The sequence below is a fragment of the Blastococcus sp. SYSU DS0669 genome (assembly GCF_054050895.1).
Map to the genome: position 1 here is coordinate 1 of NZ_JBJHAE010000008.1, position 26243 is coordinate 26243.

General features: G+C 75.6%; 30 protein-coding genes. 6 read left to right on the top strand and 24 right to left on the bottom strand.

The window, feature by feature from the left end:
• Positions 1-69: 69 nt before the first annotated feature.
• Together groL and groES are read right to left on the bottom strand one after the other, a co-directional pair.
• Positions 70-1713: a chaperonin GroEL gene (gene groL, locus ACI792_RS10470; RefSeq protein WP_456602546.1), complete on the bottom strand. Its 1644-nt coding sequence runs from the start codon at positions 1711-1713 to the stop codon at positions 70-72.
• A gap of 174 nt (positions 1714-1887) precedes the next feature.
• Complete coding sequence (groES, locus tag ACI792_RS10475; protein WP_166531823.1) at positions 1888-2196, bottom strand: co-chaperone GroES; 309 nt, start codon at positions 2194-2196, stop codon at positions 1888-1890.
• Between the two features lie 195 nt (positions 2197-2391).
• Here groES and ACI792_RS10480 point away from each other — a divergent pair, with 195 nt between their 5' ends.
• The gene (locus tag ACI792_RS10480) at positions 2392-3627 is read left to right on the top strand and encodes a class I SAM-dependent methyltransferase (protein WP_456602547.1); all 1236 of its coding nucleotides are present in this window, start codon (positions 2392-2394) and stop codon (positions 3625-3627) included.
• A 293-nt stretch (positions 3628-3920) separates the two neighbouring features.
• Here ACI792_RS10480 and tsaD read toward each other — a convergent pair whose 3' ends face one another.
• From tsaD to ACI792_RS10565, 17 genes are all read right to left on the bottom strand, one after another.
• Entirely contained in the window at positions 3921-4955 is a 1035-nt protein-coding gene (gene tsaD / locus ACI792_RS10485; protein WP_456602548.1) for a tRNA (adenosine(37)-N6)-threonylcarbamoyltransferase complex transferase subunit TsaD, read from the bottom strand.
• A 67-nt stretch (positions 4956-5022) separates the two neighbouring features.
• Complete coding sequence (rimI, locus tag ACI792_RS10490; RefSeq protein WP_456602549.1) at positions 5023-5457, bottom strand: ribosomal protein S18-alanine N-acetyltransferase; 435 nt, start codon at positions 5455-5457, stop codon at positions 5023-5025.
• A 14-nt stretch (positions 5458-5471) separates the two neighbouring features.
• Complete coding sequence (gene tsaB, locus ACI792_RS10495) at positions 5472-6107, bottom strand: tRNA (adenosine(37)-N6)-threonylcarbamoyltransferase complex dimerization subunit type 1 TsaB (RefSeq protein WP_456602550.1); 636 nt, start codon at positions 6105-6107, stop codon at positions 5472-5474.
• A 6-nt stretch (positions 6108-6113) separates the two neighbouring features.
• The gene (locus ACI792_RS10500; RefSeq protein ID WP_456602551.1) at positions 6114-6647 is read right to left on the bottom strand and encodes a GNAT family N-acetyltransferase; all 534 of its coding nucleotides are present in this window, start codon (positions 6645-6647) and stop codon (positions 6114-6116) included.
• Entirely contained in the window at positions 6644-7090 is a 447-nt protein-coding gene (locus tag ACI792_RS10505; RefSeq protein ID WP_456602552.1) for a GNAT family N-acetyltransferase, read from the bottom strand. The genes ACI792_RS10500 and ACI792_RS10505 overlap by 4 nt, the downstream gene beginning before the upstream one ends.
• A 6-nt stretch (positions 7091-7096) precedes the next feature.
• The gene (gene tsaE / locus ACI792_RS10510; RefSeq protein ID WP_456602553.1) at positions 7097-7549 is read right to left on the bottom strand and encodes a tRNA (adenosine(37)-N6)-threonylcarbamoyltransferase complex ATPase subunit type 1 TsaE; all 453 of its coding nucleotides are present in this window, start codon (positions 7547-7549) and stop codon (positions 7097-7099) included.
• Complete coding sequence (locus ACI792_RS10515; RefSeq protein WP_456602554.1) at positions 7546-8181, bottom strand: uracil-DNA glycosylase; 636 nt, start codon at positions 8179-8181, stop codon at positions 7546-7548. The genes tsaE and ACI792_RS10515 overlap by 4 nt, the downstream gene beginning before the upstream one ends.
• Positions 8182-8225: 44 nt before the next feature.
• Positions 8226-9431, bottom strand: a complete 1206-nt coding sequence (locus ACI792_RS10520) for an alpha/beta fold hydrolase (protein ID WP_456602555.1) — start codon at positions 9429-9431, stop codon at positions 8226-8228.
• Positions 9431-10567, bottom strand: coding sequence for an alanine racemase (gene alr, locus ACI792_RS10525; protein ID WP_456579639.1), 1137 nt, complete (start codon positions 10565-10567; stop codon positions 9431-9433). Before alr ends, ACI792_RS10520 begins: the two co-directional genes overlap by 1 nt.
• A complete protein-coding gene (locus ACI792_RS10530) occupies positions 10564-12048 on the bottom strand; it encodes an NAD(P)H-hydrate dehydratase (RefSeq protein WP_456602556.1) in 1485 nt (494 codons plus the stop codon). Before ACI792_RS10530 ends, alr begins: the two co-directional genes overlap by 4 nt.
• Positions 12049-12064: 16 nt before the next feature.
• Entirely contained in the window at positions 12065-12451 is a 387-nt protein-coding gene (locus tag ACI792_RS10535) for a holo-ACP synthase (protein ID WP_456579641.1), read from the bottom strand.
• Positions 12452-12580: 129 nt separating this feature from the next.
• Positions 12581-14458: a glutamine--fructose-6-phosphate transaminase (isomerizing) gene (gene glmS / locus ACI792_RS10540; RefSeq protein ID WP_456602557.1), complete on the bottom strand. Its 1878-nt coding sequence runs from the start codon at positions 14456-14458 to the stop codon at positions 12581-12583.
• A gap of 85 nt (positions 14459-14543) precedes the next feature.
• Entirely contained in the window at positions 14544-15890 is a 1347-nt protein-coding gene (gene glmM, locus ACI792_RS10545) for a phosphoglucosamine mutase (RefSeq protein ID WP_456602558.1), read from the bottom strand.
• Between the two features lie 17 nt (positions 15891-15907).
• Positions 15908-16327 carry a 30S ribosomal protein S9 gene (rpsI, locus tag ACI792_RS10550; protein ID WP_456602559.1) on the bottom strand — a complete coding sequence of 140 codons (420 nt, stop codon included), beginning with the start codon at positions 16325-16327 and terminating at the stop codon, positions 15908-15910.
• The gene (rplM, locus tag ACI792_RS10555; protein ID WP_014377954.1) at positions 16324-16767 is read right to left on the bottom strand and encodes a 50S ribosomal protein L13; all 444 of its coding nucleotides are present in this window, start codon (positions 16765-16767) and stop codon (positions 16324-16326) included. Before rplM ends, rpsI begins: the two co-directional genes overlap by 4 nt.
• Before the next feature lie 187 nt (positions 16768-16954).
• Entirely contained in the window at positions 16955-17464 is a 510-nt protein-coding gene (locus ACI792_RS10560; RefSeq protein ID WP_456602560.1) for a beta-class carbonic anhydrase, read from the bottom strand.
• The gene (locus tag ACI792_RS10565; protein WP_456602561.1) at positions 17457-18467 is read right to left on the bottom strand and encodes a PfkB family carbohydrate kinase; all 1011 of its coding nucleotides are present in this window, start codon (positions 18465-18467) and stop codon (positions 17457-17459) included. Before ACI792_RS10565 ends, ACI792_RS10560 begins: the two co-directional genes overlap by 8 nt.
• Positions 18468-18519: 52 nt before the next feature.
• Here ACI792_RS10565 and moeA point away from each other — a divergent pair, with 52 nt between their 5' ends.
• From moeA to ACI792_RS10580, 3 genes are read left to right on the top strand one after another with little or no spacing between them, the layout of a single operon-like run.
• A complete protein-coding gene (gene moeA, locus ACI792_RS10570; protein WP_456602562.1) occupies positions 18520-19731 on the top strand; it encodes a molybdopterin molybdotransferase MoeA in 1212 nt (403 codons plus the stop codon).
• Positions 19728-20201, top strand: a complete 474-nt coding sequence (gene moaC / locus ACI792_RS10575) for a cyclic pyranopterin monophosphate synthase MoaC (protein WP_456602563.1) — start codon at positions 19728-19730, stop codon at positions 20199-20201. The genes moeA and moaC overlap by 4 nt, the downstream gene beginning before the upstream one ends.
• Positions 20198-20698: a MogA/MoaB family molybdenum cofactor biosynthesis protein gene (locus tag ACI792_RS10580; protein WP_456602564.1), complete on the top strand. Its 501-nt coding sequence runs from the start codon at positions 20198-20200 to the stop codon at positions 20696-20698. Before moaC ends, ACI792_RS10580 begins: the two co-directional genes overlap by 4 nt.
• 132 nt (positions 20699-20830) lie before the next feature.
• Here ACI792_RS10580 and fdhD read toward each other — a convergent pair whose 3' ends face one another.
• Positions 20831-21667, bottom strand: coding sequence for a formate dehydrogenase accessory sulfurtransferase FdhD (fdhD, locus tag ACI792_RS10585; RefSeq protein ID WP_456602565.1), 837 nt, complete (start codon positions 21665-21667; stop codon positions 20831-20833).
• Positions 21668-21707: 40 nt separating this feature from the next.
• On the opposite strand from fdhD, the gene mobA reads away from it, so the two are divergent.
• Together mobA and ACI792_RS10595 are read left to right on the top strand one after the other, a co-directional pair.
• Positions 21708-22298: a molybdenum cofactor guanylyltransferase gene (mobA, locus tag ACI792_RS10590; RefSeq protein WP_456602566.1), complete on the top strand. Its 591-nt coding sequence runs from the start codon at positions 21708-21710 to the stop codon at positions 22296-22298.
• A 10-nt stretch (positions 22299-22308) separates the two neighbouring features.
• Positions 22309-22974 carry an NAD(P)H-binding protein gene (locus ACI792_RS10595; RefSeq protein WP_456602567.1) on the top strand — a complete coding sequence of 222 codons (666 nt, stop codon included), beginning with the start codon at positions 22309-22311 and terminating at the stop codon, positions 22972-22974.
• A 25-nt stretch (positions 22975-22999) separates the two neighbouring features.
• Here ACI792_RS10595 and truA read toward each other — a convergent pair whose 3' ends face one another.
• The 4 genes from truA to ACI792_RS10615 form a co-directional block, all read right to left on the bottom strand.
• Positions 23000-23794, bottom strand: a complete 795-nt coding sequence (gene truA / locus ACI792_RS10600) for a tRNA pseudouridine(38-40) synthase TruA (RefSeq protein ID WP_456602568.1) — start codon at positions 23792-23794, stop codon at positions 23000-23002.
• 79 nt (positions 23795-23873) lie between these two features.
• Positions 23874-24248, bottom strand: coding sequence for a hypothetical protein (locus ACI792_RS10605; protein WP_456602569.1), 375 nt, complete (start codon positions 24246-24248; stop codon positions 23874-23876).
• Positions 24245-24856 (bottom strand): 50S ribosomal protein L17, encoded by a 612-nt coding sequence (gene rplQ, locus ACI792_RS10610; RefSeq protein WP_456602570.1) that lies wholly within the window; start codon positions 24854-24856, stop codon positions 24245-24247. Before rplQ ends, ACI792_RS10605 begins: the two co-directional genes overlap by 4 nt.
• A 186-nt stretch (positions 24857-25042) precedes the next feature.
• The gene (locus tag ACI792_RS10615; RefSeq protein ID WP_456579656.1) at positions 25043-26119 is read right to left on the bottom strand and encodes a DNA-directed RNA polymerase subunit alpha; all 1077 of its coding nucleotides are present in this window, start codon (positions 26117-26119) and stop codon (positions 25043-25045) included.
• Between the last annotated feature and the right edge of the window lie 124 nt (positions 26120-26243).

The window sequence follows — 26243 nt, forward strand, 5'->3', positions numbered from 1 at the left end:
GCGTCCTCCCCCACGGCAGACCGTGAGGGAGGACGCGCCGGGATCAGGTCACCTGATCATCGCCGAGCTTCAGTGGGAGTGGCCGTGGCCGTGCGAGTGGCCGTGGGTGTGGTGCCCACCGGCGCCGTGGTCGTGGTCCTCCTCCGGCGCCTCCACGATGGCGGAGTCGGTGGTCAGGATCATCGCCGCGATGGAGACGGCGTTGCCCAGGGCCGCCTTGGTGACCTTCACCGGGTCGATGACGCCCTGCCCGGCGAGGTCGCCGTACTCGCCGGTCGCGGCGTTGAAGCCCTGACCGGCGCCGGCCTCGCGCACCTTGGCGACCACGACGCGGCCCTCGAAGCCCGCGTTCTCGGCGATCTGCACCAGCGGGGCGTCCAGCGCCGCGCGCACCGCGCGGGCACCGGTCAGCTCGTCACCCTCCAGCGACAGCGCGTCGATCGCGCTCGCGGCGTGCACCAGGGCGGACCCACCGCCGGGGATCACGCCCTCCTCCACGGCCGCGCGGGTAGCGGCGATGGCGTCCTCGATGCGGTGCTTGCGCTCCTTGAGCTCCACCTCGGTGGCCGCGCCGACGCGGATGACACCGATGCCACCGGCGAGCTTCGCGAGCCGCTCCTGCAGCTTCTCGCGGTCCCAGTCGGAGTCGGTGGCGTCGATCTCGCGGCGGATCTGCGCCACGCGGTCGCCGATCGCCTCCGAGGTGCCACCGCCGTCGACGATCGTGGTGGCGTCCTTGGTGACGGTGACCCGGCGGGCGGTGCCGAGCACCTCGAGGCCCACCTGGTCGAGCTTGAGGCCGACGTCCTCGGTCACGACCTGGCCGCCGGTGACGACGGCGAGGTCGGTCATGAACGCCTTGCGCCGGTCGCCGAAGAAGGGCGACTTCACCGCGACGACCTTGATGGTCTTGCGGATGGAGTTCACGACCAGGGTGGACAGCGCCTCGCCCTCGACGTCCTCGGCGACGATCAGCAGCGGGCGACCGCCGGTCGAGAGCACCTTCTCCAGCAGGGGGAGCAGCTCGGCGAGCGCGCTGACCTTGCCGCTGACCAGCAGCACGAGGGCGTCCTCGAGGACGGCCTCCATCGCCTCCTGGTCGGTGACGAAGTACGGCGACAGGTAGCCCTTGTCGAACTGGACGCCCTCGGTGACGTCGAGCTCGGTGGAGAGGGTGTTGCTCTCCTCGACGGTGATGACGCCGTCCTTGCCGACGCGCTCCATCGCCTCGCCGATCAGCTCGCCGACCTCGGCGTCCTGCGCGGAGATGGTGGCGACGCCCGCGATCGCCTCGCGCTTCTCCACCGGGATCGCGACGGCGTCGAGCGCGGCGTGCACGGCGTCGGCGGCGGCGCGCATGCCGCGGCCCAGCGCCATCGGGTTGGCGCCGGCGGCGACGTTGCGCATGCCCTCGTGCACCAGCGCCTGGGCGAGCACCGTGGCGGTGGTGGTGCCGTCACCGGCGACGTCGTTGGTCTTGGTGGCGACGTTCTTCGCCAGCTGGGCGCCGAGGTTCTCGTACGGGTCCTCGAGCTCGATCTCGCGGGCGATGGTGACGCCGTCGTTGGTGATGGTCGGGGCGCCGAACTTCTTGTCGATGACGACGTTGCGGCCACGCGGGCCGATCGTCACCCGGACGGCGTCGGCGAGCTTGTCGACACCGGCCTCCAGGGCTCGGCGGGCGTCCTCGTTGAACTTGATGATCTTGGCCATGGGCCCTTCCGATCAGTCAGTGCAGGGCGAAAGACGACCGCCCCGGGACCCGGTGTTCGGGTCGCCGGGGCGGTCGGAGGTGCGGTGATGGAACGGCCCCGTCGCAGGCGCTGGAACGGCCCCGGTCAGGGGCCCGCCCCGAGCCTGCGAGGGGTGGGGAGGAGCGGGGTCCTCTTACTTCGAGACGACGGCGAGCAGGTCGCGGGCGGAGAGCACGAGGTACTCCTCGCCGGCGTACTTGACCTCGGTGCCGCCGTACTTCGAGTAGATGACCACGTCGCCGACGTTCACGTCGAGCGGGACGCGGTTGCCGTTGTCGTCGATGCGGCCGGGGCCGACGGCGACAACGGTGCCCTCCTGGGGCTTCTCCTTGGCGGTGTCCGGGATGACCAGACCGGAGGCGGTGGTGGTCTCGGCCTCGTTGGCCTGGACCACGACGCGGTCTTCCAGCGGCTTGATGCTGACCTTGGTAGCGGTCGTCACGTCGGTGACGCCCCCTTCGGTGTCGGACGGCAGGGATGTTCGATGCTGTGGCACGAGATCAGGCACCCGCCGTCGCGGGGGTCGGGCGCCAGCCCGTGTCGTTTGGCACTCTACCCAGGAGAGTGCCAGCCGCTCAACCCGGTCGCCAGGGTGGGTGACGTCGGCGTCGACCGGCCCGTACGCCACGCTGTGCCGGTGGACGGGTCATCCGAGGAGCAGACCGCCGAGACGGTCCGCCAACTGCGCGCGCTGACGACCCCGGAGGGCGCGGCGGCGCTGTCGCGCGCGGCGGCCCTGCTGGCCGAGGGGGCCGACGCGGTCACGGCGTTGACGCGGCTGCGGGCCGAGGTGGGCGCCGACCTCGCCGGGCCGGCGTGGGGCATCGCCCGCCAGCGGCAGAAGGCCCGGTCGACGTTCGGGGCGGACGCGGACCGGATGCTCTTCACCGGCGACACCCTCGAGCAGGCCGGCCGCCCCCGGCTCGCCGCCCGCCGCGCCGCCCGGCTGCTGGCCGGCGGCGCGGACTCCGTCGCCGACCTCGGGTGCGCCGCGGGCACCGACACGATCGCGCTCGCCCGCGCGGGCGCCCGGGTGCTCGCCGTCGACCTCGATCCGGTGGCCCGGGAGCTCACCGCCCTGAACGCCGAGGCGCTCGGCGTCGACGACGACGTCTGGGTCGTGGCCGGGGACGCGGTGGAGCTCGTGGCATCCGCCCGCGGCGGCGAGGTGGCCGGGTGCGGCGCCGCCGTCCTGGACCCCGCCCGGCGGGCCGGTGGGCGGCGGCTGCTGGACCCCGACCGCTGGTCGCCGCCGTGGTCGACCGTCGAGGCGCTGCTCGGGAAGGTGCCCACGTCCGTGGTCAAGGTGGCGCCCGGCCTGGACCACGACCGGGTGCCCGGCGGGGTCGAGGCGGAGTGGGTGTCGGTCGGCGGGTCGATCGTCGAGGCGCTGCTCTGGGGGCCCGCGGTCGGCACCACGTGGCGGCGGGCGAGCGTCGTCCACGACGGCGCCGTCCACGAGCTCACCGCCGACGCCGACCCCGGCCCGGCGCCCGCCGGGCCGGTGCGCGGGTGGCTCCACGAGCCCGACCCCGCGGTCATCCGCTCCGGCCTGGTCTCCCTCGTCGGCGCCGACCTGGGCGCGACGCTGGTCGACCCGACCATCGCCTACCTGACCTCCGACGCCCCGGCCGGGAGCCCGTGGGTGACCTCCTACCGGGTCGACGAGGTGCTGCCTTTCAACCTCAAGAAGCTCAAGGCGCTGCTGCGCGAGCGGGCGGTCGGCCGCGTCGTGGTGAAGAAGCGCGGCTCGGCGATCGAGCCGGAGACCCTGGCCCGGCAGCTCCGCGGGAACGGCGACGGGACGGCGACCGTCGTCGTCACCCGGGTCGCCGGGAACCCGACCGCCCTGGTCTGCGACGTCACCGGCTGACGCGGGCCGCAGGTTCCTGCGCATGCACACCCGGGCCCACCGGTCCAGGCCGTGCGCCGCCTCCCGCTCGCGGATCGCCCCCAGCCCCGGCGTCCACTCGCGCTCGTCCAGGACCCGGAAGCCGCAGCGGCGGTAGTGGGGCGCGTTCCACGGCACGTCCTCGAAGGTGGTCAGGGTGAGGGCGGGGAGTCCCGTGGCGACGGCCTGTGCGGCGGCGTGCTCGATGTCCCGAACGGCCCCCCACTCGCCCGGGGCGACGGGCCGGATTTGCGCGAGCCGGTGCATGCCGGGGCTCAGCGGCTGACGACGTCGATCGGCAGGGAGCTGTCCGCGCCGAGGTCCGGGGCGGACGGCGCGACCCCGGCGGCGACCAGCCGCGAGCCGAGCGCCGCCACCATCGCGCCGTTGTCGGTGCACAGCTTCGGTCTGGGAACCCGCAGCACGATGCCGGCCTTCGCGCAGCGCTCCTCGGCCAGCGCGCGCAGCCGCGAGTTGGCCGCGACTCCCCCGCCGAGGACCAGGTGGTCGACGCCGTGGTCGCGGCAGGCGCGCACCGCCTTGGCGGTGAGGACGTCGGCGACCGCCTCCTGGAACGAGGCCGCGACGTCGGCCACCGGCACCGGCTCCCCGGCGCGCTCCCGGGCCTCGATCCACCGGGCGACGGCGGTCTTCAGGCCGGAGAAGGAGAAGTCGTAAGCGGGGTCGCGCGGGCCGGTCAGCCCTCGTGGAAAGGCGATGGCGTGCGGGTCGCCGTCGCGCGCGGCCCGGTCGATCGGCGGCCCGCCCGGGAAGGGCAGGCCCAGCACGCGCGCGACCTTGTCGAACGCCTCGCCCGCCGCGTCGTCGATGGTGCGGCCCAGCGACTGCACCTCCTGCGCGAGGTCGGGCACCAGCAGCAGCGAGCTGTGCCCGCCCGAGACGAGCATCGCGATCGACGGCTCGGCCAGCGGCCCGTGCTGCAGCTCGTCGACGGCGACGTGCGCGGCGAGGTGGTTGACGCCGTACAGCGGCTTGCCCAGCGCCAGCGCGTACGCCTTCGCGGCCGCAACCCCGACCAGGAGCGCACCGGTCAGGCCCGGCCCGCTCGTCACCGCCACCGCGTCGACGTCGGCGGCGCTGACACCGGCCTCGGCCAGCGCCCGGTGCACGGTCGGCACCATCGCCTCCAGGTGCGCGCGCGAGGCGATCTCGGGGACGACGCCGCCGAACCGCTCGTGCTCCGCCACCGAGGTGGCCAGCGCGTCGGCGAGCAGGGTGTGCCCGCGGACGATGCCGACGCCGGTCTCGTCGCAGGAGGTCTCGAACCCGATGACCAGCGGCTCGCTCACGGCGTCCCCCCGTCACATGTCGCTCCCGCGGGGAGCTCCGCTCCTCGCTCGTTCCTCGCTGCGATGCTCACGCCCCTGCCCGCTCCCGCTTCATGACCACGGCGTCGGTGCCGCTCGGTTGGTAGTAGCCGCGCCGTCGGCCGATCTCGGCGAACCCGCGCCGGCGGTAGAGCCCCTGCGCCGTCTCGTTGTCCGCGCGCACCTCCAGCAGCACCACCGGGGCGCCGCGCCGGTCCGCCTCGGTGAGCAGCGCGTCGAGCAGCCGGGCGCCGATCCCCTCGCCCTGCCGCGCGCCGGTGACGCCGATCGTCGCGACGTGCGCCTCGTCGTCGTAGGCGATGAGCCCGGCGTACCCGACGACGGCGCCGCCGTCCTCGGCGACCAGGTAGTGGCGGGTGTCGGGGCGGGCCAGCTCGTCGCGGTACATCGCCACCGTCCAGGTGTCGGGCGCGAAGAGCTCCTCCTCCAGCCCCATCACCGCGGGGAGGTCCGCGAGGGTCATCGGCCGCAGCCGGGTCACCGGGTCACGGCCTTGATCGAGGTCGGCGGCACCGCGTCGGGCCGGCGCAGGTAGAGCGGCACCAGCGGCCCGGCCGAGCCCGGATCGGCGAGCTGCGAGGCGGCCGCGCGGAGCAGCCCGGCGGTGGTCACCTCCGCCGGGGTCACCGGGCCACCGAGCCGCTCGGCGAACGCCGGGTCGCCGACGAACGGCCCACCCCGCCCGAACTCCTCGGGGCGCACGACTCCCGGGCCCTCGACCCGAGTGCCCTCGTCGTCGTAGGTGGCCCAGTAGACCTCCTTGCGGCGCGCGTCGGTCACCACCGTGCGCGCACCGGCGCCGATCGCGTCGAGGGAGCAGACGCCGACGACCGCCAGCCCGCGGGCGTCTCCGATCGCGGCAGCGGTGACGACGCCGACGCGCAGCCCGGTGAACGGCCCGGGCCCCAGGCCGGTGACGACGGCCTCGACCTCGGCGAGCCCGAGCCCGGCCTCCGCCAGCGCGCCCTGGATCGCCGGCGTCAGCAGCTCGGCGTGCTTCGTGCCCGACGGGACGGCCCGTTCGGCCAGCACCTCCGCGCCGCCGTCGAGGGTCCACCGGGCAAGGCCCGCGACGAGCGTCGGGGTGGCGGTGTCGAGCGCGAGGACCAGCACGACCGCTCAGCGTAGGCGAGTGCCGGCGGCCACCTCGTAGACGATCTCCAGGCCGTCCTCCTCGTCGACCTGCTCCCCCACGACGACGAACCCCTCGGCGAGCACGAGGTCGCGGGAGGCGGTGTTCGCCGGCGCGACCGACGCGCGCACCGCGGTGACGGCGGGCTCCTCGGCCGCCCACGCCAGGAGCGCGCGCAGCGCCGCCCGGGCGTACCCCTGCCGCCGGTGCAGGGGGTCGGTGGAGTAGCCGACCTCGACCATGCCGGCGGCGTCCGGTGGCCCGTGGAAGCCGGCCCGGCCCACCGCCAGGCCACGCTCGGGGTCGTGGACCACACGGGTGATCCAGCGGGCGCTGCCCGGATCGGCGACCACCTGCTCGGCCCGGACGGCCCACACCCAGCGGCACTCGGCACCGGCGAGGTACGGGCTCAGGGGCACCGGCGCCGCCGCCTCGGCCGCGGCGAGGTCGCCGTCTGCGAGCGCGCGCAGCGCCGCCGGACCCAGCGGGACGAGCCGCACGACGGGCAGGTCCGGGCTCACAGTTCTTTCCGGAGGTGCACGTCGGCGGCGCCGGGCGTGGGCACGCCCTCCCAGCGGAAGATCTCCCGGTAGCCGTGCCGCTCGTAGAAGCCCGGCGCCTGGAAGCTGAACGAGGTGACGAACACGTGGGTGCACCCCCGCGCCCGCGCCTCCTCCTCGAAGCCCGCCAGCAGGCGGGAACCCAGGCCCTCGCCGCGCGAACCCGCGCGCACCCGGGTCATGCCGATGCCCGCGGCCACGCCCCACGTCCAGCCGCTCAGCCCGGCCACGAGCTCACCCGAGGCGTCGAGGACCTGGACGGTCAGCTCCCGCGCCGGCGCCACCCCCTCGGTGGCGGCGGCGTTGTGCGCGTCGAGCTCGGCCGACAACCGCTGGTCCAGCTCGGGGCGCCCGCCGGCCACGACCGTGCGGTACGGCGCCGGCGACGTGCCGGGAGGGGTCACGACGCCTCAGCTCCCGTCGAGCCGGGCGGTCCACCCCGGGCCGTGCGGCACCAGCACGGCGGTGCGGACGTCGTCGTCGCGCCGGTCCAGCCGCACCTCCAGGTGCTCGTCGGCCAGCTGCTCGACCAGCCCCTGCCCCCACTCGACGACCGTCACCGACTCGTCGGTGGAGGCGTCGAGGTCGAGGTCGTCGACGTCGCCGTGGCCCCCGAGCCGGTAGGCGTCCACGTGCACCAGCGGGATGCGACCACCCCGGTGCACCCGCGCGATGACGAACGTCGGCGAGGTGACCGGCTCCCGGACGCCGAGGCCCGCGCCGATGCCCTGGGTGAGCGCGGTCTTGCCCGCGCCCAGCGGGCCGACCAGCACCACCAGGTCGCCGGGCCGGGCGAGCGCGGCCAGCGCCTCGCCCAGGGCGCGGGTGTCGGCGGGGTCGGGCAGCACGTGCTCGCGCTTCACGCGGCCTCCAGCGACCCGGCGACGGCGGTCAGGTCGGCCAGCAGCCCGGCGCGGGGTGCGCCGTTCGGGCCGAACCGGATGGCGGCCGACGGGTGGTAGGTGGCCCACACGGCGCGGCCGTCGACCTCGTGCGGGCGGCCGCGGACGGCGGCGAGGACGGTGCGCGGGCCGAGGAAGAACTTGGCCGAGGAGAGGCCGAGAGCGACGACGACGGGGCTGCCCAGGAGCTCCAGCTGACGGCGCAGCCAGCCGCTGCAGCGCGCCACCTCCGGCGCCTTCGGGGTGCGGTTGGCGGGCGGCCGGCACTTGACCACGTTGAGCACCGCGGCCTGCCCGCGGTCCAGACCGGCCTCCGCCAGCAGCTGGTCCAGCAGCGCCCCCGACCTGCCGACGAAGGGCCGGCCGGTGTCGTCCTCGGTCGCCCCGGGCGCCTCCCCCACGAGCACGAACCGCGGCCGGCCGGTGAGCGGCACGTCGCCGACGACGACGTGCCGGCGCGCGGTGGCCAGCTCGGGGCAGGCGACGCAGGCACGGGCGGTCTCCGCGAGGGTCGCCCAGTCCGGAGCGGCCGCCGCGGCGCGGGCCACCTCGTCGGCGGCGGCGTCGAGCCGGGGCGGGCGGGGAGCGGCCACCCCCGCACCCTAACCGCGGCGGCCCACCGGCTCCGGGGGCCGGGTCAGCTCGTCGCGCCGACGCCGATCGACGCGGCGACGCGGCGGATCAGGCCGGTGAGCGCGCGGCTGACCTCGTCGGGCGACTCGAGGGGGACCATGTGCCCGGCGCCGGGCACGACGACGTACTCGACGGCGTTCTCGCCGGTCTGCGCCAGCCGTTCGACGATGAGCTCGCTGTGCTCCGCGGGGATCATCCTGTCCCGGTCGCCGGTGAGCACCAAGGTGGGCACCCGGCACAGCGGCTCGAGCCGGCCGGTCTCGTCCAGGCCCGCCAGCGCGGGGTAGAACTCCGCGATGACGTCGACCGGCGTGCCGGCGATCATCGCGTCGACGTAGCGCACCAACGTCGGGTCGACGTCCGACGAGCCGAACGAGAGCGCCTTCGTCGCCGCCGACACCAGGTCCGCGGCGACCCGGCGGGTGCGCTCGGCGAACGACGGCCGGTGCCGCATCGTCCACGCGGCGACCGGCAGCACCGCGGCGCGTACCCGGGTGAGCATCTCGGGCAGCCCGAAGCTCAGCTCGGCGAGGTTGCCGCTGGAGGTGGAGAGCAGGGCGGCCCCCCGCACCCGGGTGCCGAACAGCTCGGGCCGCAGCGCGGCCAGCCCCATGACCGTCATGCCGCCCATGGAGTGCCCGACCAGGACCACCGGCCCGCGGGGGGCCCGGGCGTCCAGCACCGCGAGCAGGTCGCGGGCCAGCTGGTCGATGGTGGAGTGCTCCGGCATGCCGCGGCCCGACGAGCCGTGGCCACGCTGGTCGTAGAAGACCAGGCGGGCCTGCGGCCGGTGCCCGTTCCCGGTGGCGAGCTGCGCGCCCAGGACGCGGCGCTGGAACGCCCACGACGCCATCGAGAGGGTGTAGCCGTGCACGAAGACCACGGTCAGGGGTGCGTCCCGCGGACCGATCTCCTCGACGGAGAGGAGCACGCCGTCGTCGGCCTGCACCAGTGCGGTGCGGTCGGCCGGCCGGGCCTCGGTGCCCAGCGGGTCGGCCTGGCGCAGCCGGCTCTCGGCCAGCGCCGTCGCCACGTCGCCCACCGGCCCCAGCTCGGCGGCGCGCACCCGGCGGGCGGCCACCCGGCTGAGCGCGACGCCGGCGGCGGTGCCGGCGGCGGCCAGCCCGACGACGGCACCGACCACACCGGCGGCGCGGGCCGTGGGGTGCTCGCGCGGACGGCGGGGCGGCTGCGGGCGCGTGCGGGGCATCAGACCGCCCCCGCCGACCCGACGTACCGGCGGGCGAAGCGACCGCCGATGCGGGTGACCAGCTCGTAGTGGATCGTGCCGACGGCGTCGGCCCACTGCTGCGCGGTCGGCTCGCCCCCGTCGCCGGGGCCCCAGAGGACCACCTCGTCGCCGGCGGCGATCGGGTCGTCGCCGACGTCCAGGACGAACTGGTCCATGCACACCCGGCCGGCGATCGTCCGCTGCTTCCCGGCCGCCAGCACGGGTGCGCAGTTGCCCCCGGCACGCGGCACCCCGTCGGCGTAGCCGGCGGGCACCAGGGCAAGCGTGGTCTCGCCGGCGGTCGCGTAGGTGTGCCCGTAGGAGACCCCCTCGCCGGCGGGGACGCGCTTGGTCAGCGCGACCCGGGCGCGGACGGTCATCGCCGGCCGCAGCCCGTGGTCGGCGGCGTCCCCGCCGAGGGGGTCCAGCCCGTAGACGGCGACGCCCGGGCGCACCATGTCGTACCAGGTGCCGGGCAGCGCGACCGTCGCCGCCGAGTTGGCCAGGTGCCGGCGGGCGTCGGTGAGCCCCGCCGCCCGGGCGACCGCGACCGCCTCCTCGAACACCCGCACCTGCGCACCGATGGTGGGGTGGGTCGGGGCGTCGGCGTAGGCGAGGTGGCTCCACAGCCCGGTGACGACGACGTCGCCGTCGGCCTGCGCCCGGGCCGCTGCCGCGACGAGGCCCGGCCACTCGGCGACGGGGGCGCCCTCCCGGGAGAGCCCGGTGTCGACGAACAGGTGCAGCCGGGCGGTGCGGCCGGTCGCCCGCGCCGCGGCCACCACCTCGGCCAGGCCCCACGCGGCGTTGACCGACACCTCGACGTCGGCGGTCAGCGCCGCCGCGACGTCGGCGCCCGGGCCGTTCAGCCAGGCCAGCACGGGCGCGGTGACGCCGGCGGCCCGCAGGGCCAGCGCCTCGCTCACCACGGCCACGCCGAGCTGGTCGGCCCCGCCGGCCAGCGCGGCCCGCGCCGCGGGCACCAGCCCGTGCCCGTACCCGTCGGCCTTGACGACCGCCATCAGCGGCCGGCCCACCCGCTCCCGCAGCACCGCGGTGTTCGCCGCGATCGCGTCGAGGTCGACGACCACCTCGGCCCCGGTCCCGTTCGTCACGCCCCCGAGTCTGGCAGGCCGTCCGGCGGCGTACCGCGCACCCGTGCGACCGCCTCCGGCAGGTGTCGGACGACGTCCCCGGCGACGAACGGTCCGCGCGCCGCGGCGACCTGCCCCGCCCGCCCGTGCAGGTGCGCGGCCACCGCCGCCGCCTCCACGGCGGGCAGGTCGGCGGCGAGCAGCGCCCCGCCGATCCCGGAGAGGACGTCGCCGGTGCCGGCGGTGGCCAGCCAGGGGGTGCCGGTGCCGTTGACGTAGGCGGTGCCGTCCGGATCGGCGACCACGGTGGCGTCGCCCTTCAGGAGGACGACGGCCCCCAGGTCGGCGGCCAGCCGGCGGGTGGCCCCGATCCGGTCGTCCCCCGGCTCGGTGCCGAAGCGGGCGAACTCGCGGTCGTGGGGGGTGAGCACGGTGGGCGCGGACCGGCCGCGCACCAGCTCCGGCTCGCGGGCCAGCAGGGTCAGCCCGTCGGCGTCGACCAGCACCGGCAGGTCCGTGGCGAGCACCTCGGCCAGCACGCTGCGGGCGTCGTCGCCGGTGCCCATCCCCGGTCCGACCACCCACGCCTGCACGCGGCCGGCGTCCCCCGGCCGGCCGTCGGTGACGATCACCTCCGGCCACGCCGCGCGGACGCCGTCGGCCGCCGTCCCTGCGTAGCGCACCAGCCCGGGCCGGGTGCGCACCGCCGCCCCGGTGCAGAGCACGCCGGCCCCCGGGTAGGTGGCCGAGCCGGCGACGACGCCGACGACCCCCTGCGAGTACTTGTCGTCGTCGGGGTCCGGGAGCGGCAGGCGGGCGGCGACGTCGGCGTCGGTCAGCTGCCGGGCCGCCGGCGCCGGCAGGTGCGGGCCCAGCCCGATGTCGACCAGGTGGACCCGGCCGGCGTAGCCCCGCCCGGCGCCGGCCACCAGGCCCGGCTTGACGGCCCCGAAGGTGACCGTGTGCGTCGCCGGGAACGCCGCACCGGCGACCGCGCCCGAGTCGGCGTCCACCCCGCTGGGCAGGTCGACGGCGACCATCAGCGCCGGACCCCGCGCCGCTCGCTCGACCAGCCCGGCGGCCGGCTCGCGCAGCCCGCCGGAGCCGCCGAGGCCGACGATCCCGTCGAGCACGAGGTCGGACCGGTCGAGCAGCGGGCCGGCCGCATCGGGCGCGACCGTGCGCCCACCGGCCCGCGTGAAGGCGGCGAGCCCCGCCGGGTGCGCGCGGTCCGGGGCGAGCAGGACCGCGGTGGCACGCACCCCCCGGGCGGCGAGCCGGGCGCCGGCGAAAAGGGCGTCGCCCCCGTTGTCGCCCGTACCCACGAGGAGGGTCACGCGGGCGCCGTAGGGGCGACCCAGCAACCGCAGGGAGACGGTCGCCAGCCCCGCGGCGGCGCGCTGCATCAGCGCGCCGTCGGGCAGCTCGACCAGGAGCGGCGCCTCGGCCGCCCGGACGTCGGCGGCGGTGTGCAGGTCGATCACGATGCTCTGCCCGTGCATGACCTCGCGAGCTCGGTCATGTCGCCTCCCGGGTCAGCCCCTCGGCGACGACCACCGCCGAGGCGATGCCGCCGTCGTGGCTCAGCGAGACGTGCCAGGAGGTGACCCCCAGCTGGGCGGCCCGCCCGGCCACCGACCCGCGGACGGCCAGGTGGGGCCTCCCGTGCGCTCCGACCGTCACCTCGGCGTCGTGCCACAGCAGGTCACCGGGTGCGCCGAGCGCCTTGGCCAGCGCCTCCTTGGCGGCGAACCGGGCGGCCAGCGACTCCCCGGTGCGCGGGGTGCCCGACGGCGTGCGCTGCTCCTCGGCCGTGAAGAGCCGGTCGCGCAGCCCCGGCGTCCGGGTGAGCGACCGCGCGAAGCGGTCCACCGGCACGACGTCGATCCCCACCCCGATGATCACCGGGCCAGTCTGCCGCGCCGTCGTCCCGGGCGCCCGCCGTCCTCCCTCACCGCAGCGCGTCCTCCCTCACCGCCTGCCGTGCGGGGGGACGCGCCATGATCAGGGCACCTGATCCCGGCGCGGGACGGGCTACTCGACGGTGACGGACTTGGCCAGGTTGCGCGGCTGGTCGACGTCGTACCCGCGGGTGTCGGCGATCTCGCAGGCGAGGACCTGCAGGGGCACCGTCGTCACGACCGGGGCCATGAGCGTCGGCGTGCGCGGCACCCGGATGAGCTCGTCGGCGAAGGGCACGACGTCCTCGTCGCCCTCCTCGGCGATCACGATCGTGCGCGCCCCGCGGGCCCGGACCTCCTGGATGTTGGAGACGACCTTGCCGTGCACCGAGTTGCGGCTGCGCGGCGAGGGCACGATGACGACGACCGGGGTGCCCTGGTCGACGACGGCGATCGGCCCGTGCTTGAGCTCGCCGGCCGCGAAGCCCTCGGCGTGGATGTAGGCGAGCTCCTTGAGCTTCAGCGCGCCCTCGAGCGCCACCGGGAAGCCGACGTGGCGGCCCAGGAAGAGGATGGTGCCCGCGTCGGCCAGCGAGCGGCCCAGCGCCCGCACCGGCTCCATCTGCTCGAGCACCTGCTCGACGGCGCCGGGCAGCTGCCGCAGGTCGTCGACGATCGCGGCGATCTCGTCCTCGTACTTCACGCCGCGCACCTGGGCGAGGAAGAGCCCGACCAGGTAGCAGGCGACGACCTGGGCGAGGAACGCCTTGGTCGAGGCGACGGCGGTCTCTGGGCCGGCGTGGGTGTAGAGGACGGCGTCTGACTCCCGCGGGATGGTCGAGCCGTTGGCGTTGCAGATCGCCAGCACGCGGGCCTTCTGGTCCTTCGCGTGGCGGAGCGCCATCAGGGTGTCCATCGTCTCGCCCGACTGGCTGATGACGACCACCAGCGTGGAGCGGTCCAGCACGGGGTCGCGGTAGCGGAACTCGCTGGCGACCTCGACCTCGACGGGGATCCGGGTCCAGTGCTCGATGGCGTACTTGGCGATCAGGCCCGCGTGGTAGCTGGTGCCGCAGGAGACGACGAAGATCTTGTCGATGTCGCGGAGCTCCTGGTCCGACAGGCGGACCTCGTCGAGCACGAGCTCGCCGTCCTCGCCCAGCCGGCCCAGCAGGGTGTCGGCGATCGCCTGGGGCTGCTCGGCGATCTCCTTGAGCATGAACCAGTCGTAGCCGCCCTTCTCGGCGGCGGCGGCGTCCCAGTCGACGGTGTAGGCGGTGGGCTCGGCCGGGGTGCCGTCGAAGCCGGTGACCGTGAGCCCACGGGTGCGGTCGATCTCGACCACCTGGTCCTGCCCGAGCTCGCGGGCCTCCTTGGTGTGCCCGATGAACGCGGCGACGTCGGAGCCCAGGAAGTACTCGGGGGTGCCGTCGGCCGTCTCCCCGATGCCGACCACCAGCGGGCTGCTGCGCCGGGCGGCGACCAGGGTGTCGGGCTCCGCGACGTGCGTGGCGACGAGGGTGAACGCGCCCTCGAGGCGCTGGCAGACCCCGCGCATCGCCTCGGCGAGCCGGCCGGGCCCCTCGGGGGTGGTCGCGTAGACCGCGGCCAGCAGGTGGGCCACCACCTCCGTGTCGGTCTCCGAGGCGAACTCCACGCCGGAGCCCTCGCACTCGGCCCGCAGCGAGGCGAAGTTCTCGATGATGCCGTTGTGGATGACGGCGACGGAGCCGTCCGTGGACACGTGCGGGTGGGCGTTCCGGTCGGTGGGGCCGCCGTGGGTCGCCCAGCGGGTGTGCCCGATGCCGATCGTCGCGGCCGGGAGCGGCTGGTCGGCCAGCACCTTCTCCAGGTTGGCGAGCTTGCCCGCCTTCTTCGCCGAGCTCAGCGAGCCGTCGGCGACGACGGCGATGCCCGCGGAGTCGTAGCCGCGGTACTCGAGCCGGCGCAGACCCTCGAGGACGACGCCCGGAGCGTCCTGGGGGCCGACGTATCCCACGATGCCGCACATTGGACCGAGAGTACCGGGGCCGGGCGCCCGCCCGTCCCCACGCGCGGGTCGCGGCGGCCCCGACGGGTGAGACGCCGGGCCGGGTTCAGCCGACCGCGGCGACGACCCCGGCGAGGCGCTGGGCGACCGCGTCGGCCTGCTCCTGCGTGGGCGCCTCGACCATGACGCGGACCAGCTGCTCGGTGCCCGACGGCCGCAGCAGGACCCGGCCGCTGTCGCCGAGCTCGGCCTCGACCGCGTTGACGGCGGCGGCGACCTCGTCGCTGGCGGCGACGGCGAGGCGGTCGGAGACCGGGACGTTGACCAGGACCTGCGGCAGCCGCTGCACCACGGAGGCGAGCTCCGCGAGCGAGGCCTGGGTGCCGGCCATGCGGGCGAGCAGCGCCAGGCCGGTGAGCAGCCCGTCGCCGGTGGTGGCGTGCTCGAGGAAGACCAGGTGCCCGCTCTGCTCGCCGCCGAGGCTGAGGTCCTGCGCCCGCAGCGCCTCCAGCACGTAGCGGTCGCCGACGGCCGTCGTGCTGACGGAGATGCCGGCGTCGCGCATCGTGTGGTGGAAGCCGAGGTTGCTCATGACCGTCGCGACGACGGTGTCGGCCTTCAGCGCACCACGTTCGTGCAGGTCCAGCGCGCAGATCGCGAGGATCGCGTCGCCGTCGACGACCTCGCCGTCGGCCGTGACCGCGAGGCAGCGGTCGGCGTCCCCGTCGTGGGCCAGGCCGATGTCGGCGCCGCGCGCCCGGACGGCCTCGGCCAGCGGCCCGAGGTGCGTGGACCCGACGCCGTCGTTGATGTTCCAGCCGTCGGGCTCGCAGCCGATGGCGTGCACCGTCGCCCCGGCCCGCCGGTACACCTCGGGTGCGGCGGCCGCGGCCGCGCCGTGCGCGGCGTCCACGACGACGGAGACCCCGGTGAGGGGCCGGCTGACGGTCGAGAGCAGGTGCTCGACGTAGGCGTCCGAGCCGTCGGTGAGCGCGCGGACGCGGCCGATGGAGCTGCCGGTGGGGCGGTGCCCGTCCGAGGAACCGGAGGTGACGGTCCGCTCGATGGCGGCCTCGACGGCGTCGGGCAGCTTGTGGCCGCCCCGGCTGAAGAGCTTGATGCCGTTGTCGGGCATCGGGTTGTGGCTGGCCGAGATCATGACGCCGAGATCGGCGCCGCTGCGGCCGGTGAGGTAGGCGAGAGCCGGGGTCGGCACGACCCCGGCGAGGAGCACCTCGGCTCCGGCGCTCGTGAGGCCCGCGACGACCGCGGCCTCGAGCATCTCCCCGCTGGCGCGGGGGTCGCGGCCGACGACCGCGACGGGACGCGAGGTCCCGTCGCGGTCGGCGAGCACGCCTGCGGCGGCACGTGCCACCGAGAGGGCCAACTCCGGCGTGAGGTCGGAGTTGGCCCGACCCCGGACGCCGTCGGTCCCGAAGAGTCTCCCCCCCATGGACGACGCCGGGCCGGTCAGCGCTTGGAGTACTGAGGCGCCTTGCGGGCCTTCTTGAGGCCGTACTTCTTGCGCTCCTTGACCCGCGGGTCACGGGTCAGGAAGCCGGCCTTCTTGAGAGCCGGGCGGTCCTCGGCCTCGACCTCGATGAGGGCGCGGGCGATGGCCAGGCGCAGCGCGCCGGCCTGCCCGGTGACGCCGCCACCCTTGAGGATGCCGACGACGTCGTACTGCTCGGCCTTCTCGAGGGTCACGAACGGCTCGCGGATGAGCTGCTGGTGCACCTTGTTCGGGAAGTACTCCTCGAGGGTGCGGCCGTTGAGCTTGAACTGGCCGGTGCCGGGGAGCAGCCGCACGCGGACGACGGCCTCCTTGCGTCGGCCGACGGTCTGCACCGGACGCCCGTCGGCGTCGGTCACGGTCAGTGCGCTGGTCACTGGGCCACCTGCTTGATCTCGTAGGTCTGGGGCTGCTGCGCAGCGTGCGGGTGCTCGGGGCCTGCGTAGACCTTGAGCTTCTTCAGCATCTGCCGACCGAGCGTGTTGTGCGGGAGCATGCCCTTGATGGCGCGCTCGATGACGCGGTCGGGGTGCGTGCGCAGCTGGTCGCCCACGTTGATGGTCTTGAGGCCACCCGGGTGACCGGAGTGCCGGTAGGCCACCTTGTCGTCCCGCTTCGACCCGGTCAGGGCGACCTTGCCGGCGTTGACGATGACGACGAAGTCGCCGACGTCCACGTGCGGGGCGTACTGGGGCTTGTGCTTGCCGCGCAGGAGCTGCGCGGTCTGGCTGGCCAGTCGACCGAGCACCACATCGGTGGCGTCGATGACGTGCCAGGCCCGGGCGACCTCGCCGGGCTTGGGGGTGTACGTGCGCACGGCGCGCGTCCTCCGTCGTCGTCGGGATGGCTGGTGGGATCGCCTCGCCGAGCACGGGAGACGGATCTGCACGCGCGGCACCAGCCGGCACGCGCGCCAACCGAGCACGATACCAGCTGGAGAACTCGACCCTCATCGCCCCTGGCGAGCGACGACCTCGGCCCTGCTGCAGGGGCCCGCCGCGAGTTTACGAGCGGTGGGGGGCAGCAGGGTCCTTGATTTCGCGCAGGCGCCCGCTGTCGACGTCGTAGACCGTCCCCCGCACCTCGTGGGAGACGAGGTAGGGGCAGTCGCGGAGCAGCCGCATCGACTCCCGCACGTCGGCGTCGACGTCGGTGAAGGTGCGCGCCGACCACGGCGGCCGGCGACCGGTGGCCCGCTCCACCAGGTCGGCGAAGTCGACGTCGTTGCTCTTCTGCAGCCCGCAGTCGGTGTGGTGGACCAGCACGATCTCGCGGGTGCCGAGCAGGTGCTGCGAGATCGTCAGCGACCGCACGGTGTCCTCGGTGACGACGCCACCGGCGTTGCGGATGACGTGCGCGTCACCGACCTCCAGGCCCAGGAGCGGGAACAGCGGCATCCGGGAGTCCATGCAGGCCACGACGGCGACCTTGCGCGCCGGGGCCACCGGCTTGCTGCCGGGGAACCGCTCCGCCCACTCCGCGTTCGCCTCGAGCATCCGGTCGATCTCAGCCACGACCGGACGATAACCGGACCGGCCGCCGGCCGCGCTCCCGGGCGACCACCGCGGCCAGCGCCGCCGCGTCCAGCTCCGGCCGTCCCCCGGCGTGCGCCACCGTTCCCGCCGCCGCGGCTGCGCCGAGCCACGCCGCCTCCTCGGGCCCGCCCCCGCCGAGCAGCGCGGTGACGAGCGCCGCGACCCACACGTCCCCGGCCCCGGTCGGGTCGACCGGCGCCGCGCCGAGGTGCGGCACCAGCACCTCGCCGTCGGCCCACCCCGGGTCGACCTCCCCCACGCCCGCCGCCACCCCGGGAGCCGGGCCGGCGCGCCACGCCACCAGGTCGCCCTCCTCGCCGGAGGCCAGGGCCACCAGCCGGGGCCCGGCCGCCAGGAGCCGTGCGGCGGCGTCGCGGGCGTCGTCGGGTCCGGACAGCGGGTGCCCCACCAGGAGCTCGGCCTCGGCGGCGTCGGCCCGGACGACGTCCGCGCGCCCGAGCACCGCTTCCCGGGTGGCCGCGTCCTCCGGGGCGCCGTCGGCCACCACGAGCGCCGTCGCGGGGGCCCGTTCCAGGGCCGCGCGCACGGCCACGCCCGGCTGCTGGAGCTGGAGGCTCAGCACCCGGCAGCCCGCGATCAGCGCGCCCGCGGCGGCCACGTCGGCGGGGGTGAGCAGCACCGCGGGCGGCACGTCCTCCACCAGCCGTCGTCGGCCGCCGTCCTCGACCAGGTCGAGCAGGAGGGCGGTCGTCGCGCCCGGCCGGGTGACGACGCCCGAGACGCCGATGCCGTCGGCGGCGGCCTGCGCCAGCGCGTCCCGCCCCGCGGCGTCGTCCCCGACGACGCCGACCAGTGCGACCGGGACGCCCAGCTGCGCGAGCGCGACCGCCTGGTTGGCGCCCTTCCCGCCGAGCAGCTCCCGGCGGCCGGTGGCGGAGGCCGCGCCCCCGGGACCGGGCACCGCCGGGAGCCGGAGCACCAGGTCCCGGCCGACCTGCCCCAGCACCACGACCGCTGCCATGCCTGCACCTCCCCGGCCACCGCCGGTGTCGGGCACGCGGCGATGGGCGAGGATGTGCCCCGTGCGCACGGTCGAGGAACACCAGGCGGTCGTGAACGCCCTGCTGCCCGCCCTGCCCGGGGAGACCGTGCCGCTGGCCGAGGCGCACGGACGGGTGCTGGCGCGCGACGTCGTCGCCGAGGTGCCGTTGCCGGGCTTCGACAACTCGGCGATGGACGGCTACGCCGGTCGCTGGGCCGAGCTCGCCGGCGCCGACGGCGGCCCGGTGCGGCTGCCGGTGGCCGAGGACATCCCCGCCGGCCGCACCGACGTCGTCCCGCTGGCGCCGGGCACCGTCCACCGCATCATGACCGGGGCCCCGCTCCCCCCGGGAGCCGACGTCGTCGTCCCGGTGGAGCTCACCGACGGCGGCACCGACGTCGTCGAGATCCGGGACCGCCCGGCGGTCGGCAGCCATCTGCGGGGAGCCGGCGAGGACATCGCCGCCGGCACGGTGGCGCTCTCCGCCGGCGCCCCGCTCGGCGCCGCCCAGCTCGGTCTGGCCGCGGCGGTCGGCGTCTCGGAGCTGCTCGTCCGGCGCCGTCCGCGGGTGCTGGTCCTCTCCACCGGCAGCGAGCTGGTCGCGCCGGGGCAGCCACTGGCGCGCGGCCAGATCTACGAGTCCAACTCGGCGCTGCTGGCCGCCGCCGTCGAGGAGGCCGGCGGCATCCCGCGGCGGCTGCACTTCGTGCCCGACGACGTCGACCAGTTCCTCGCCACCGTGCGCGCCGAGGTGGCCTCCGCAGACCTGCTGATCACCAGCGGCGGGGTGAGCGCCGGCGCCTACGAGGTGGTCAAGGACGCCTTCCGCACGCTCGGCACGGTCGAGTTCGGCAAGGTCGCGATGCAGCCGGGCGGCCCCCAGGGCGCCGGCACGGTCGACGGCGTCCCCGTGGTCACCCTGCCCGGCAACCCGGTGAGCGCCTTCGTCTCCTTCGAGGTCTTCGTCCGCCCGGCGCTGCGCCGCGCCCTCGGCCACACCGCACCCGACCGCCTGCGGGCGCCCGCCCGGCTCTCCGGCCCGCTGCGCTCGCCCGCGGGGCGCCGCCAGTTCCTGCGGGGCCGCTACGACGGCGGTGAGGTCTCCCAGGTCGGCGGGCCCGGCTCGCACCTGGTCGCCCACCTCGCTCGGGCCAACTGCCTGGTCGTCGTCCCCGAGGACGTCACCGAACTGCCCGCCGGCGCCTCCGTGGACGTCGTGCTGATCGAGGGAGCACTCCAGTGAGCGAGCCGCGTCTCACCCACGTCGACGAGTCCGGCGCCGCCCGGATGGTCGACGTCTCCGCCAAGGCCGTCACCGCCCGCGAGGCCACCGCCGCCGGCCGGGTGCTGGTGGCTCCCGAGGTCGTCGCCCTGCTGCGGGGCGAGGGGGTGCCCAAGGGCGACGCCGTGGCCGTGGCGCGCATCGCCGGCATCGCCGGGGCCAAGCGGACGCCGGATCTCGTGCCGCTGTGCCACCCGATCGCGCTGCACGGGGTCACGGTCGACCTCCAGGTCACCGACGACGCCGTCGAGATCACCGCCACCGCGCGCACCGCCGACCGCACCGGGGTGGAGATGGAGGCGCTCACCGCGGTCGCCGTGGCCGGGCTGACGATGATCGACATGGTGAAGGCGGTCGACCCGCGGGCGGCGATCACCGACGTCCGGCTGCTGCGCAAGTCCGGCGGCAAGAGCGGGGAGTGGACCCGGTGACCGCCGCACTGCCGGCCGGCGCGCGGGCCGTCGTCCTCACCGCCTCGAACCGGGCCGCCGCCGGCGTCTACGAGGACCGCAGCGGCCAGGCGCTCGCCGCGGGGCTGCGGGAGCTCGGCTTCGCCGTCGAGGGGCCCCACGTGCGCCCCGACGACGCCGCGGAGCTGGAGGCCGTGCTCCGCAACGCGGTGGACCTCGGGGTGGACCTGGTGGTGACCACGGGCGGCACCGGCCTCTCCCCCACCGACGTCACCCCTGAGGCGACCCGTGCGGTGCTCGAGCGCGAGGCACCGGGGATCGCCGAGGCGGTGCGGCGGTACGGGGCGGAGCACGGCGTGCCGACGGCGGTCCTCTCCCGCGGCCTGGCGGGCACGGCCGCCCGCACGCTGATCGTCAACCTGCCCGGGTCCACCGGCGGCGTGCAGGACGGACTCGCCGTCCTCGGCCCGCTGCTGCCGCACGTGGTGAGCCAGCTCCGCGGCGGGGACCATGTCTGATGCCGTCCTCCGGACGACACCGCGGCCAACGGCCGTCCCCGGTCTGCGCTGAGCGAGTCCGGACACCACCGGAGGAGCCTCCGGCCCCGTCCGGCGGCGCCGCCCTGGCAGGCGGCTCCGCCAGGTGCCGCGTCAGTTCTCCGGTGCCAGCTGGATGCGCTCCGTGCGGGTGTAGACGTTGCAGCCGTCACCGCGGAGGAAGCCCACCAGGGTGATGCCGACCTCGCGGGCCAGCTCCACGGCCAGGGACGACGGCGCCGACACGGCCGCGAGCACCGGGATCCCCGCCATCGCCGCCTTCTGGGTGAGCTCGAAGCTGGCCCGGCCGCTCACCATCAGCACCTGCCCGGCCAGGGGGAGCCGGCCCTCGCGGACGCCGTCGCCGATCACCTTGTCCACCGCGTTGTGCCGGCCGACGTCCTCGCGCAGGGCCAGCAGCTCCCCGTCCGCGGTGAAGAGGCCTGCGGCGTGCAGCCCACCGGTCTTGTCGAACACCTGCTGCGCGGCGCGGAGCCGGTCGGGCAGCGCCAGCAGCACCTCCAGGGGGAGCTCGACGGCGTCCGCGGCGACGTCGAAGGAGGTCTTGGTGCGGATGGCGTCGATGCTGGCCTTGCCGCAGACGCCGCAGGAGCTCGACGTGTAGAAGTTCCGCTCCAGGCCCGTGTCCGGCAGCGGCACGCCGGGCGCGAGGTCGACGTCGACGACGTTGTAGGTGTTGCGGCCGTCGGCGTCCACGGAGTCGCAGTAGCGCAGGCCGGCGACGTCGTCGGCGCCGCGGATCACGCCCTCGGTCGCGAGGAACCCGTGCACCAGGTCGAAGTCGTCGCCGGGCGTGCGCATGGTGATCGCCAGGGCGGTGCCGCCCAGACGGATCTCCAGCGGCTCCTCCGCGGCGACCGTGTCCGGCCTGGTGGTGTGCTGCGATCCGCGGATGCGCAGCACGGGGGTGCGGCTGGTGACTCGTCCCACGCGGGCGACGGTACCCATGCCGCGCGCCTACGGTGTCGGCGTGGACCCGCTGACCCCCTACTCGGCCGTGGTGCTGGCCGGTGGCCGGGCCGAGCGACTGGGTGGGCAGGTCAAGCCCCAGCTGCGCGTGGGCGACCGGACGATGCTCGGCACCGTCCTGGACGCGGTGGCCGACGCACGACGCCGCGTCGTCGTCGGACCGGCGCAGGACCTCCCCCACGACGTCGTCCTCACCCGCGAGTCGCCGCCGGGCGCCGGGCCGGTCGCCGCCCTGCGCGCCGGGCTGGAGCAGGTGGGGACGGCGGCCGTCGTCGTCCTGGCCGCGGACCTCCCGTTCCTCACTACCGATCTGGTCGCCCAGTTGCGCGCACGACTGCGGCGCGACGGGGTGCTGGTGGTCGACGACACCGGCCGCGACCAGTTCCTCCTGGGCGCCTGGGACACCGCCGCCCTGCGCGCGGCCGTCGCGGACCCGGCCGCACCCCGGGCCCTGCACCGGGTGGTGGCCGGGCTGGCCGTCGACCGCTTCCACCCGCCGGTCGCCCCCGGCCGGCCCGCGCCGTGGCTGGACTGCGACACCCCCGAGGAGCTCGCGCGGGCCCGGGCGGTAGCCGGCGGGCCTGCCGGGTAGGGCCACCGGCATGCGCATCGTCCTCGCCGGGGCCCACGGGCAGGTCGCCCGCCGCCTCGGCCGTCTGCTGTCCGGCCGCGGGGACACCGTCGTCGGCCTCGTCCGCAACCCCGGCCACCGGGCCGACCTGGAGGCCGACGGCACGACGCCGGTGGTGCTCGACCTCGAATCGGCCTCGGTCGAGGAGGTGGCCGAGGTGGTCCGGGGCGCCGACGCCGTCGTCTTCGCCGCGGGCGCCGGCCCGGGCAGCGGGGCGGCCCGCAAGGACAGCGTGGACCGGGGGGCCGCGGTGCTGCTGGCCGACGCCGCCGAGCGCGCGGGCGTGCGCACCTACCTGCTGGTCTCCTCGATGGGCACCGACCTGGTGGCCGGCAGCGGCACGCCGGACGGGCTCGACGAGGTGTTCGCCGCCTACCTGCGGGCCAAGCTCGCCGCCGAGCAGGACCTGCTGGCGCGGCCCGGGCTGGCGGTCACGGTGCTGCGGCCGGGCGGGCTCACCGACGACCCCGGCTCGGGCCGGGTCACCCTCGAACGGCACGTCCAGCGGGGCGACATCCCGCGCGACGACGTCGCCGCCGTGCTGCTGGAGTTCCTGGACCACCCCCGCGACGGCGCGGTCGTCGAGCTCGTCGCCGGTGGGACGCCGATCGAGGACGCGGTCGCCGCGGTGCCCTGACCCGCTGCCCACCCCGGACCGGGCGTCAGCCGCCCCGCCGGGCCCGGGTCACACCGGTGCGGGCGGCGAGCTCGCTGTCGGCCGGGTAGTCGACAGCGAGCAGCGTCAGGCCGTGGGCGGGCGCTACCGGGACCTCGCTGGCGCGTTCGGACAGACGCAGCAGGCCGGCCGGCCAGTCGAGCGGGCGCCGGCCCTCACCGACCGCGACGAGGGCGCCGACGAGGCTGCGCACCATCGAGTGGCAGAACGCGTCGGCCGAGGCGTCGATGCGGACGACCTCGACGCCGGAGCCCTCCGCCACCCGGGAGACGGTCAGCCGCAGCAGGGTGCGGATGGTCGTCGCCCCCTCGCGCCGCCTGCAGTAGGCGGCGAAGTCGTTCTCACCGAGCAGCAACCCCGCGGCGAGGTCCATCGCCGCGTCGTCCAGCCGTCGGGGCCAGGCCACCGTGTCGGCGCGGCGCAGCGGCGGCGGGCCGGCCGGGTCGTCGGTCAACCGGTACGCGTAGTGACGGGCCAGCGCGCCGAACCGCGCGTCGAAGTCCGGGTGCGCCTCGGTGACCGAACGGACGACGACGTCCGGTGGCAGCACGCCGCGGAGCCGCCGGACCAGCTTCGCCGACTGCTCGGTCCACAGCTCCCGCGGCACGTCGCAGTGCACGACCTGACCGGTGGCGTGCACGCCGGCGTCCGTGCGGCCGGCGACCGTCAGGTCCACGTCCCGGCGCAGCACCGTGGCCAGCCCGCGCTCGAGCTCGTCCTGGACGGTCCGCACCGCCGGCTGACGCGCCCACCCGTGGAAGCCGGTCCCGTCGTACTGCACCGCCAGGCGGAGACGGACGAGCCCGCCACCGGAATCGGTGACGGGCTCGTCCTGCGGCTGCTGCGTGGTCAGCGGCCGGTCACTTCGGGTCGGGCGCGGAGTCGCCGCCCTGGTACTGCTGGCCGGCGGTGGCGGCGTCGCCGAGCTCGGCGGCCTCGACCTCGGCCGCGGCGGCGCGGGCCACCTCGGGCGAGAGGACCGGGTCGTCGACGACCACGGCGTTCTCCCGCTGCGGCTCCGGCGTCACGGCGCCGTCGTCCTGGCGCTCGCCGTCGGGGTTGTAGAGGTCGGTGACGACCTCCTGCGCCTCGTCGGTGACGCTGCCGTCGGTTACGGCAGGCGAGGTGTCGCCGCCGGGACCGGTGGTCTCACCCTCGAACGTGGCGCCCTGGTCGCCGCCACCGGCGGAGACGCCGGCCGCGCCCGCACCGGCGACGTTCTCGGGGTTGCTCATCGCGCGTCCGTGCCCTCGTCCTCGGCGGCCGGCGCCTCGGCGACGGTCTCCTCCGGGGTGTCCGCGCTGTCGGCCGAGTCGACGCTGTCCACCGAGTCGGCGCTGTCCACCGCGTCGGTCGGCTCGACCGCGTCGGTCGGCTCGACCGCGTCCGCGGTGACCTCACCGGAGACGGCGGCCGCGCCGGCGCCGGAGGCGAACTGGGTGCCGCGGGCCCGCTCTGCCTCGCCGACGGCCTGCTGACCGACGGTCAGGGCCTCGACGAGCTCGATGACCGCCATGGGGGCGTTGTCGCCCTTGCGCGGACCGACCTTGGTGATGCGGGTGTAGCCACCGGGGCGGTTCTCGTAGCGAGGACCGATCTCGGCGAAGAGCGTGTGGACGACGTCCTTGTCACGGATGGTCGTCATCACCTGACGACGGGCGTGCAGGTCACCGCGCTTGGCGAAGGTCACCAGCTTCTCGGCCAGCGGACGCAGCCGCTTGGCCTTCGCCTCGGTGGTGGTGATCCGCCCGTGCTCGAACAGCGAGGTGGCCAGGTTGGCCAGCATCAGCCGCTCGTGCGCGGGGGAGCCGCCGAGACGGGGGCCCTTGGTGGGGGTGGGCATGTCGGTCCTTCCTCAGGCGGCCGGGCGCTCGCTGCCGGCTGCATCCGTGGTGCAAAGCGTCTGTGGTGCTCGTTCAGTGTCGCGCGTCGGGCACCGGTGCCGGACGGCGGGTCGCCCCGCCGCCCGGCCCGGTCCCGTCCCGGGTCCCGCCCTGAGCGTGCGAAGGGTGGGGAGGACGGGTTCCTTCTAGAGCTGCTCGGTCTCCTGGTAGGAGCCGTCGTCGAACTGCGCCTGGTCGTAACCCGCGGCGTACTCGCCCGTGCCCTGGTAGGCGTCGGTCTCGTAGCCCTCGTCGTAGCTCTCGATCGAGGTGGGGATGAACCCGGGCGGGCTGTCCTTGAGGGCCAGACCCATGGCGGCCAGCTTCATCTTGACCTCGTCGATCGACTTGGCCCCGAAGTTCCGGATGTCCAGCAGGTCGGCCTCGGAACGGGTGACGAGCTCACCGACGGTGTGCACGCCCTCGCGCTTCAGGCAGTTGTAGGACCGGACGGTGAGGTCCATGTCCTCGATCGGCATCGAGAAGTTCGCGATGTCGGCGGCCTCGGCCGGGCTGGGCCCGACCTCGATGCCCTCGGCGTCGATGTTCAGCTCGCGCAGCAGGCCGAAGAGCTCCACCAGCGTCGACCCGGCCGACGCGATGGCGTCGCGCGGGGCGATGGAGGGCTTGGTCTCGACATCGACCACCAGGCGGTCGAAGTCGGTGCGCTGCTCGACACGGGTGGCCTCGACGGCGTACGTCACCTTGAGGACCGGCGAGTAGATCGAGTCGACGGGGATGCGGCCGATCTCCTGGCCGGGCTGCTTGTTCTGCGGGGCCGGCACGTAGCCGCGGCCGCGCTCGACGACCAGCTCGATCTCCAGGCGGCCCTTGCCGTTGAGGGTCGCGATGTGCAGCTCGGGGTTGTGCACCTCGACCCCGGCCGGCGGCGCGATGTCCGCGGCCGTGACCTCACCCGGGCCCTGCTTGCGCAGGTACATGGTCACCGGCTCGTCGGAGTCGGAGCTGACCACCAGGCTCTTGAGGTTCAGGATGATCTCGGTGACGTCCTCCTTGACGCCCGGCACGGTGGTGAACTCGTGCAGGGTGCCCTCGATGCGGATGCTGGTGACAGCGGCACCGGGGATGGACGACAGCAGCGTGCGCCGCAGGGAGTTGCCGAGGGTGTAGCCGAAGCCCGGCTCGAGCGGCTCGATGACGAACCGCGAGCGCTGCTCCGAGATGGTCTCCTCGGTCAGCGTGGGGCGCTGTGCGATGAGCATTGCGTTTCTCCTCCAGATCCTCCGGCACCCGCCATATGACGCCGTGAGGGTGGTGCTGGCTCCGCGCAGGCATCTGTCCACCCGCGGGAGCCGGCCCCAGGTGCCGTGATCGGTGATCCCGGCA

Coding starts and splice junctions, on each gene's coding strand:
- groL (WP_456602546.1), bottom strand. CDS start 1,713: ATGGCCAAGATCATCAAGTTCAACGAGGACGCCCGCCGAGCCCTGGAG.
- rimI (WP_456602549.1), bottom strand. CDS start 5,457: ATGACCCTCGCGGACCTCCCCGCGGTGATGGGGCTGGAGGAGGAGCTC.
- ACI792_RS10520 (WP_456602555.1), bottom strand. CDS start 9,431: ATGCCCCGCACGCGCCCGCAGCCGCCCCGCCGTCCGCGCGAGCACCCC.
- ACI792_RS10530 (WP_456602556.1), bottom strand. CDS start 12,048: ATGCACGGGCAGAGCATCGTGATCGACCTGCACACCGCCGCCGACGTC.
- glmS (WP_456602557.1), bottom strand. CDS start 14,458: ATGTGCGGCATCGTGGGATACGTCGGCCCCCAGGACGCTCCGGGCGTC.
- glmM (WP_456602558.1), bottom strand. CDS start 15,890: ATGGGGGGGAGACTCTTCGGGACCGACGGCGTCCGGGGTCGGGCCAAC.
- ACI792_RS10565 (WP_456602561.1), bottom strand. CDS start 18,467: ATGGCAGCGGTCGTGGTGCTGGGGCAGGTCGGCCGGGACCTGGTGCTC.
- moeA (WP_456602562.1), top strand. CDS start 18,520: ATGTGCCCCGTGCGCACGGTCGAGGAACACCAGGCGGTCGTGAACGCC.
- ACI792_RS10595 (WP_456602567.1), top strand. CDS start 22,309: ATGCGCATCGTCCTCGCCGGGGCCCACGGGCAGGTCGCCCGCCGCCTC.
- ACI792_RS10605 (WP_456602569.1), bottom strand. CDS start 24,248: ATGAGCAACCCCGAGAACGTCGCCGGTGCGGGCGCGGCCGGCGTCTCC.
- rplQ (WP_456602570.1), bottom strand. CDS start 24,856: ATGCCCACCCCCACCAAGGGCCCCCGTCTCGGCGGCTCCCCCGCGCAC.
- ACI792_RS10615 (WP_456579656.1), bottom strand. CDS start 26,119: ATGCTCATCGCACAGCGCCCCACGCTGACCGAGGAGACCATCTCGGAG.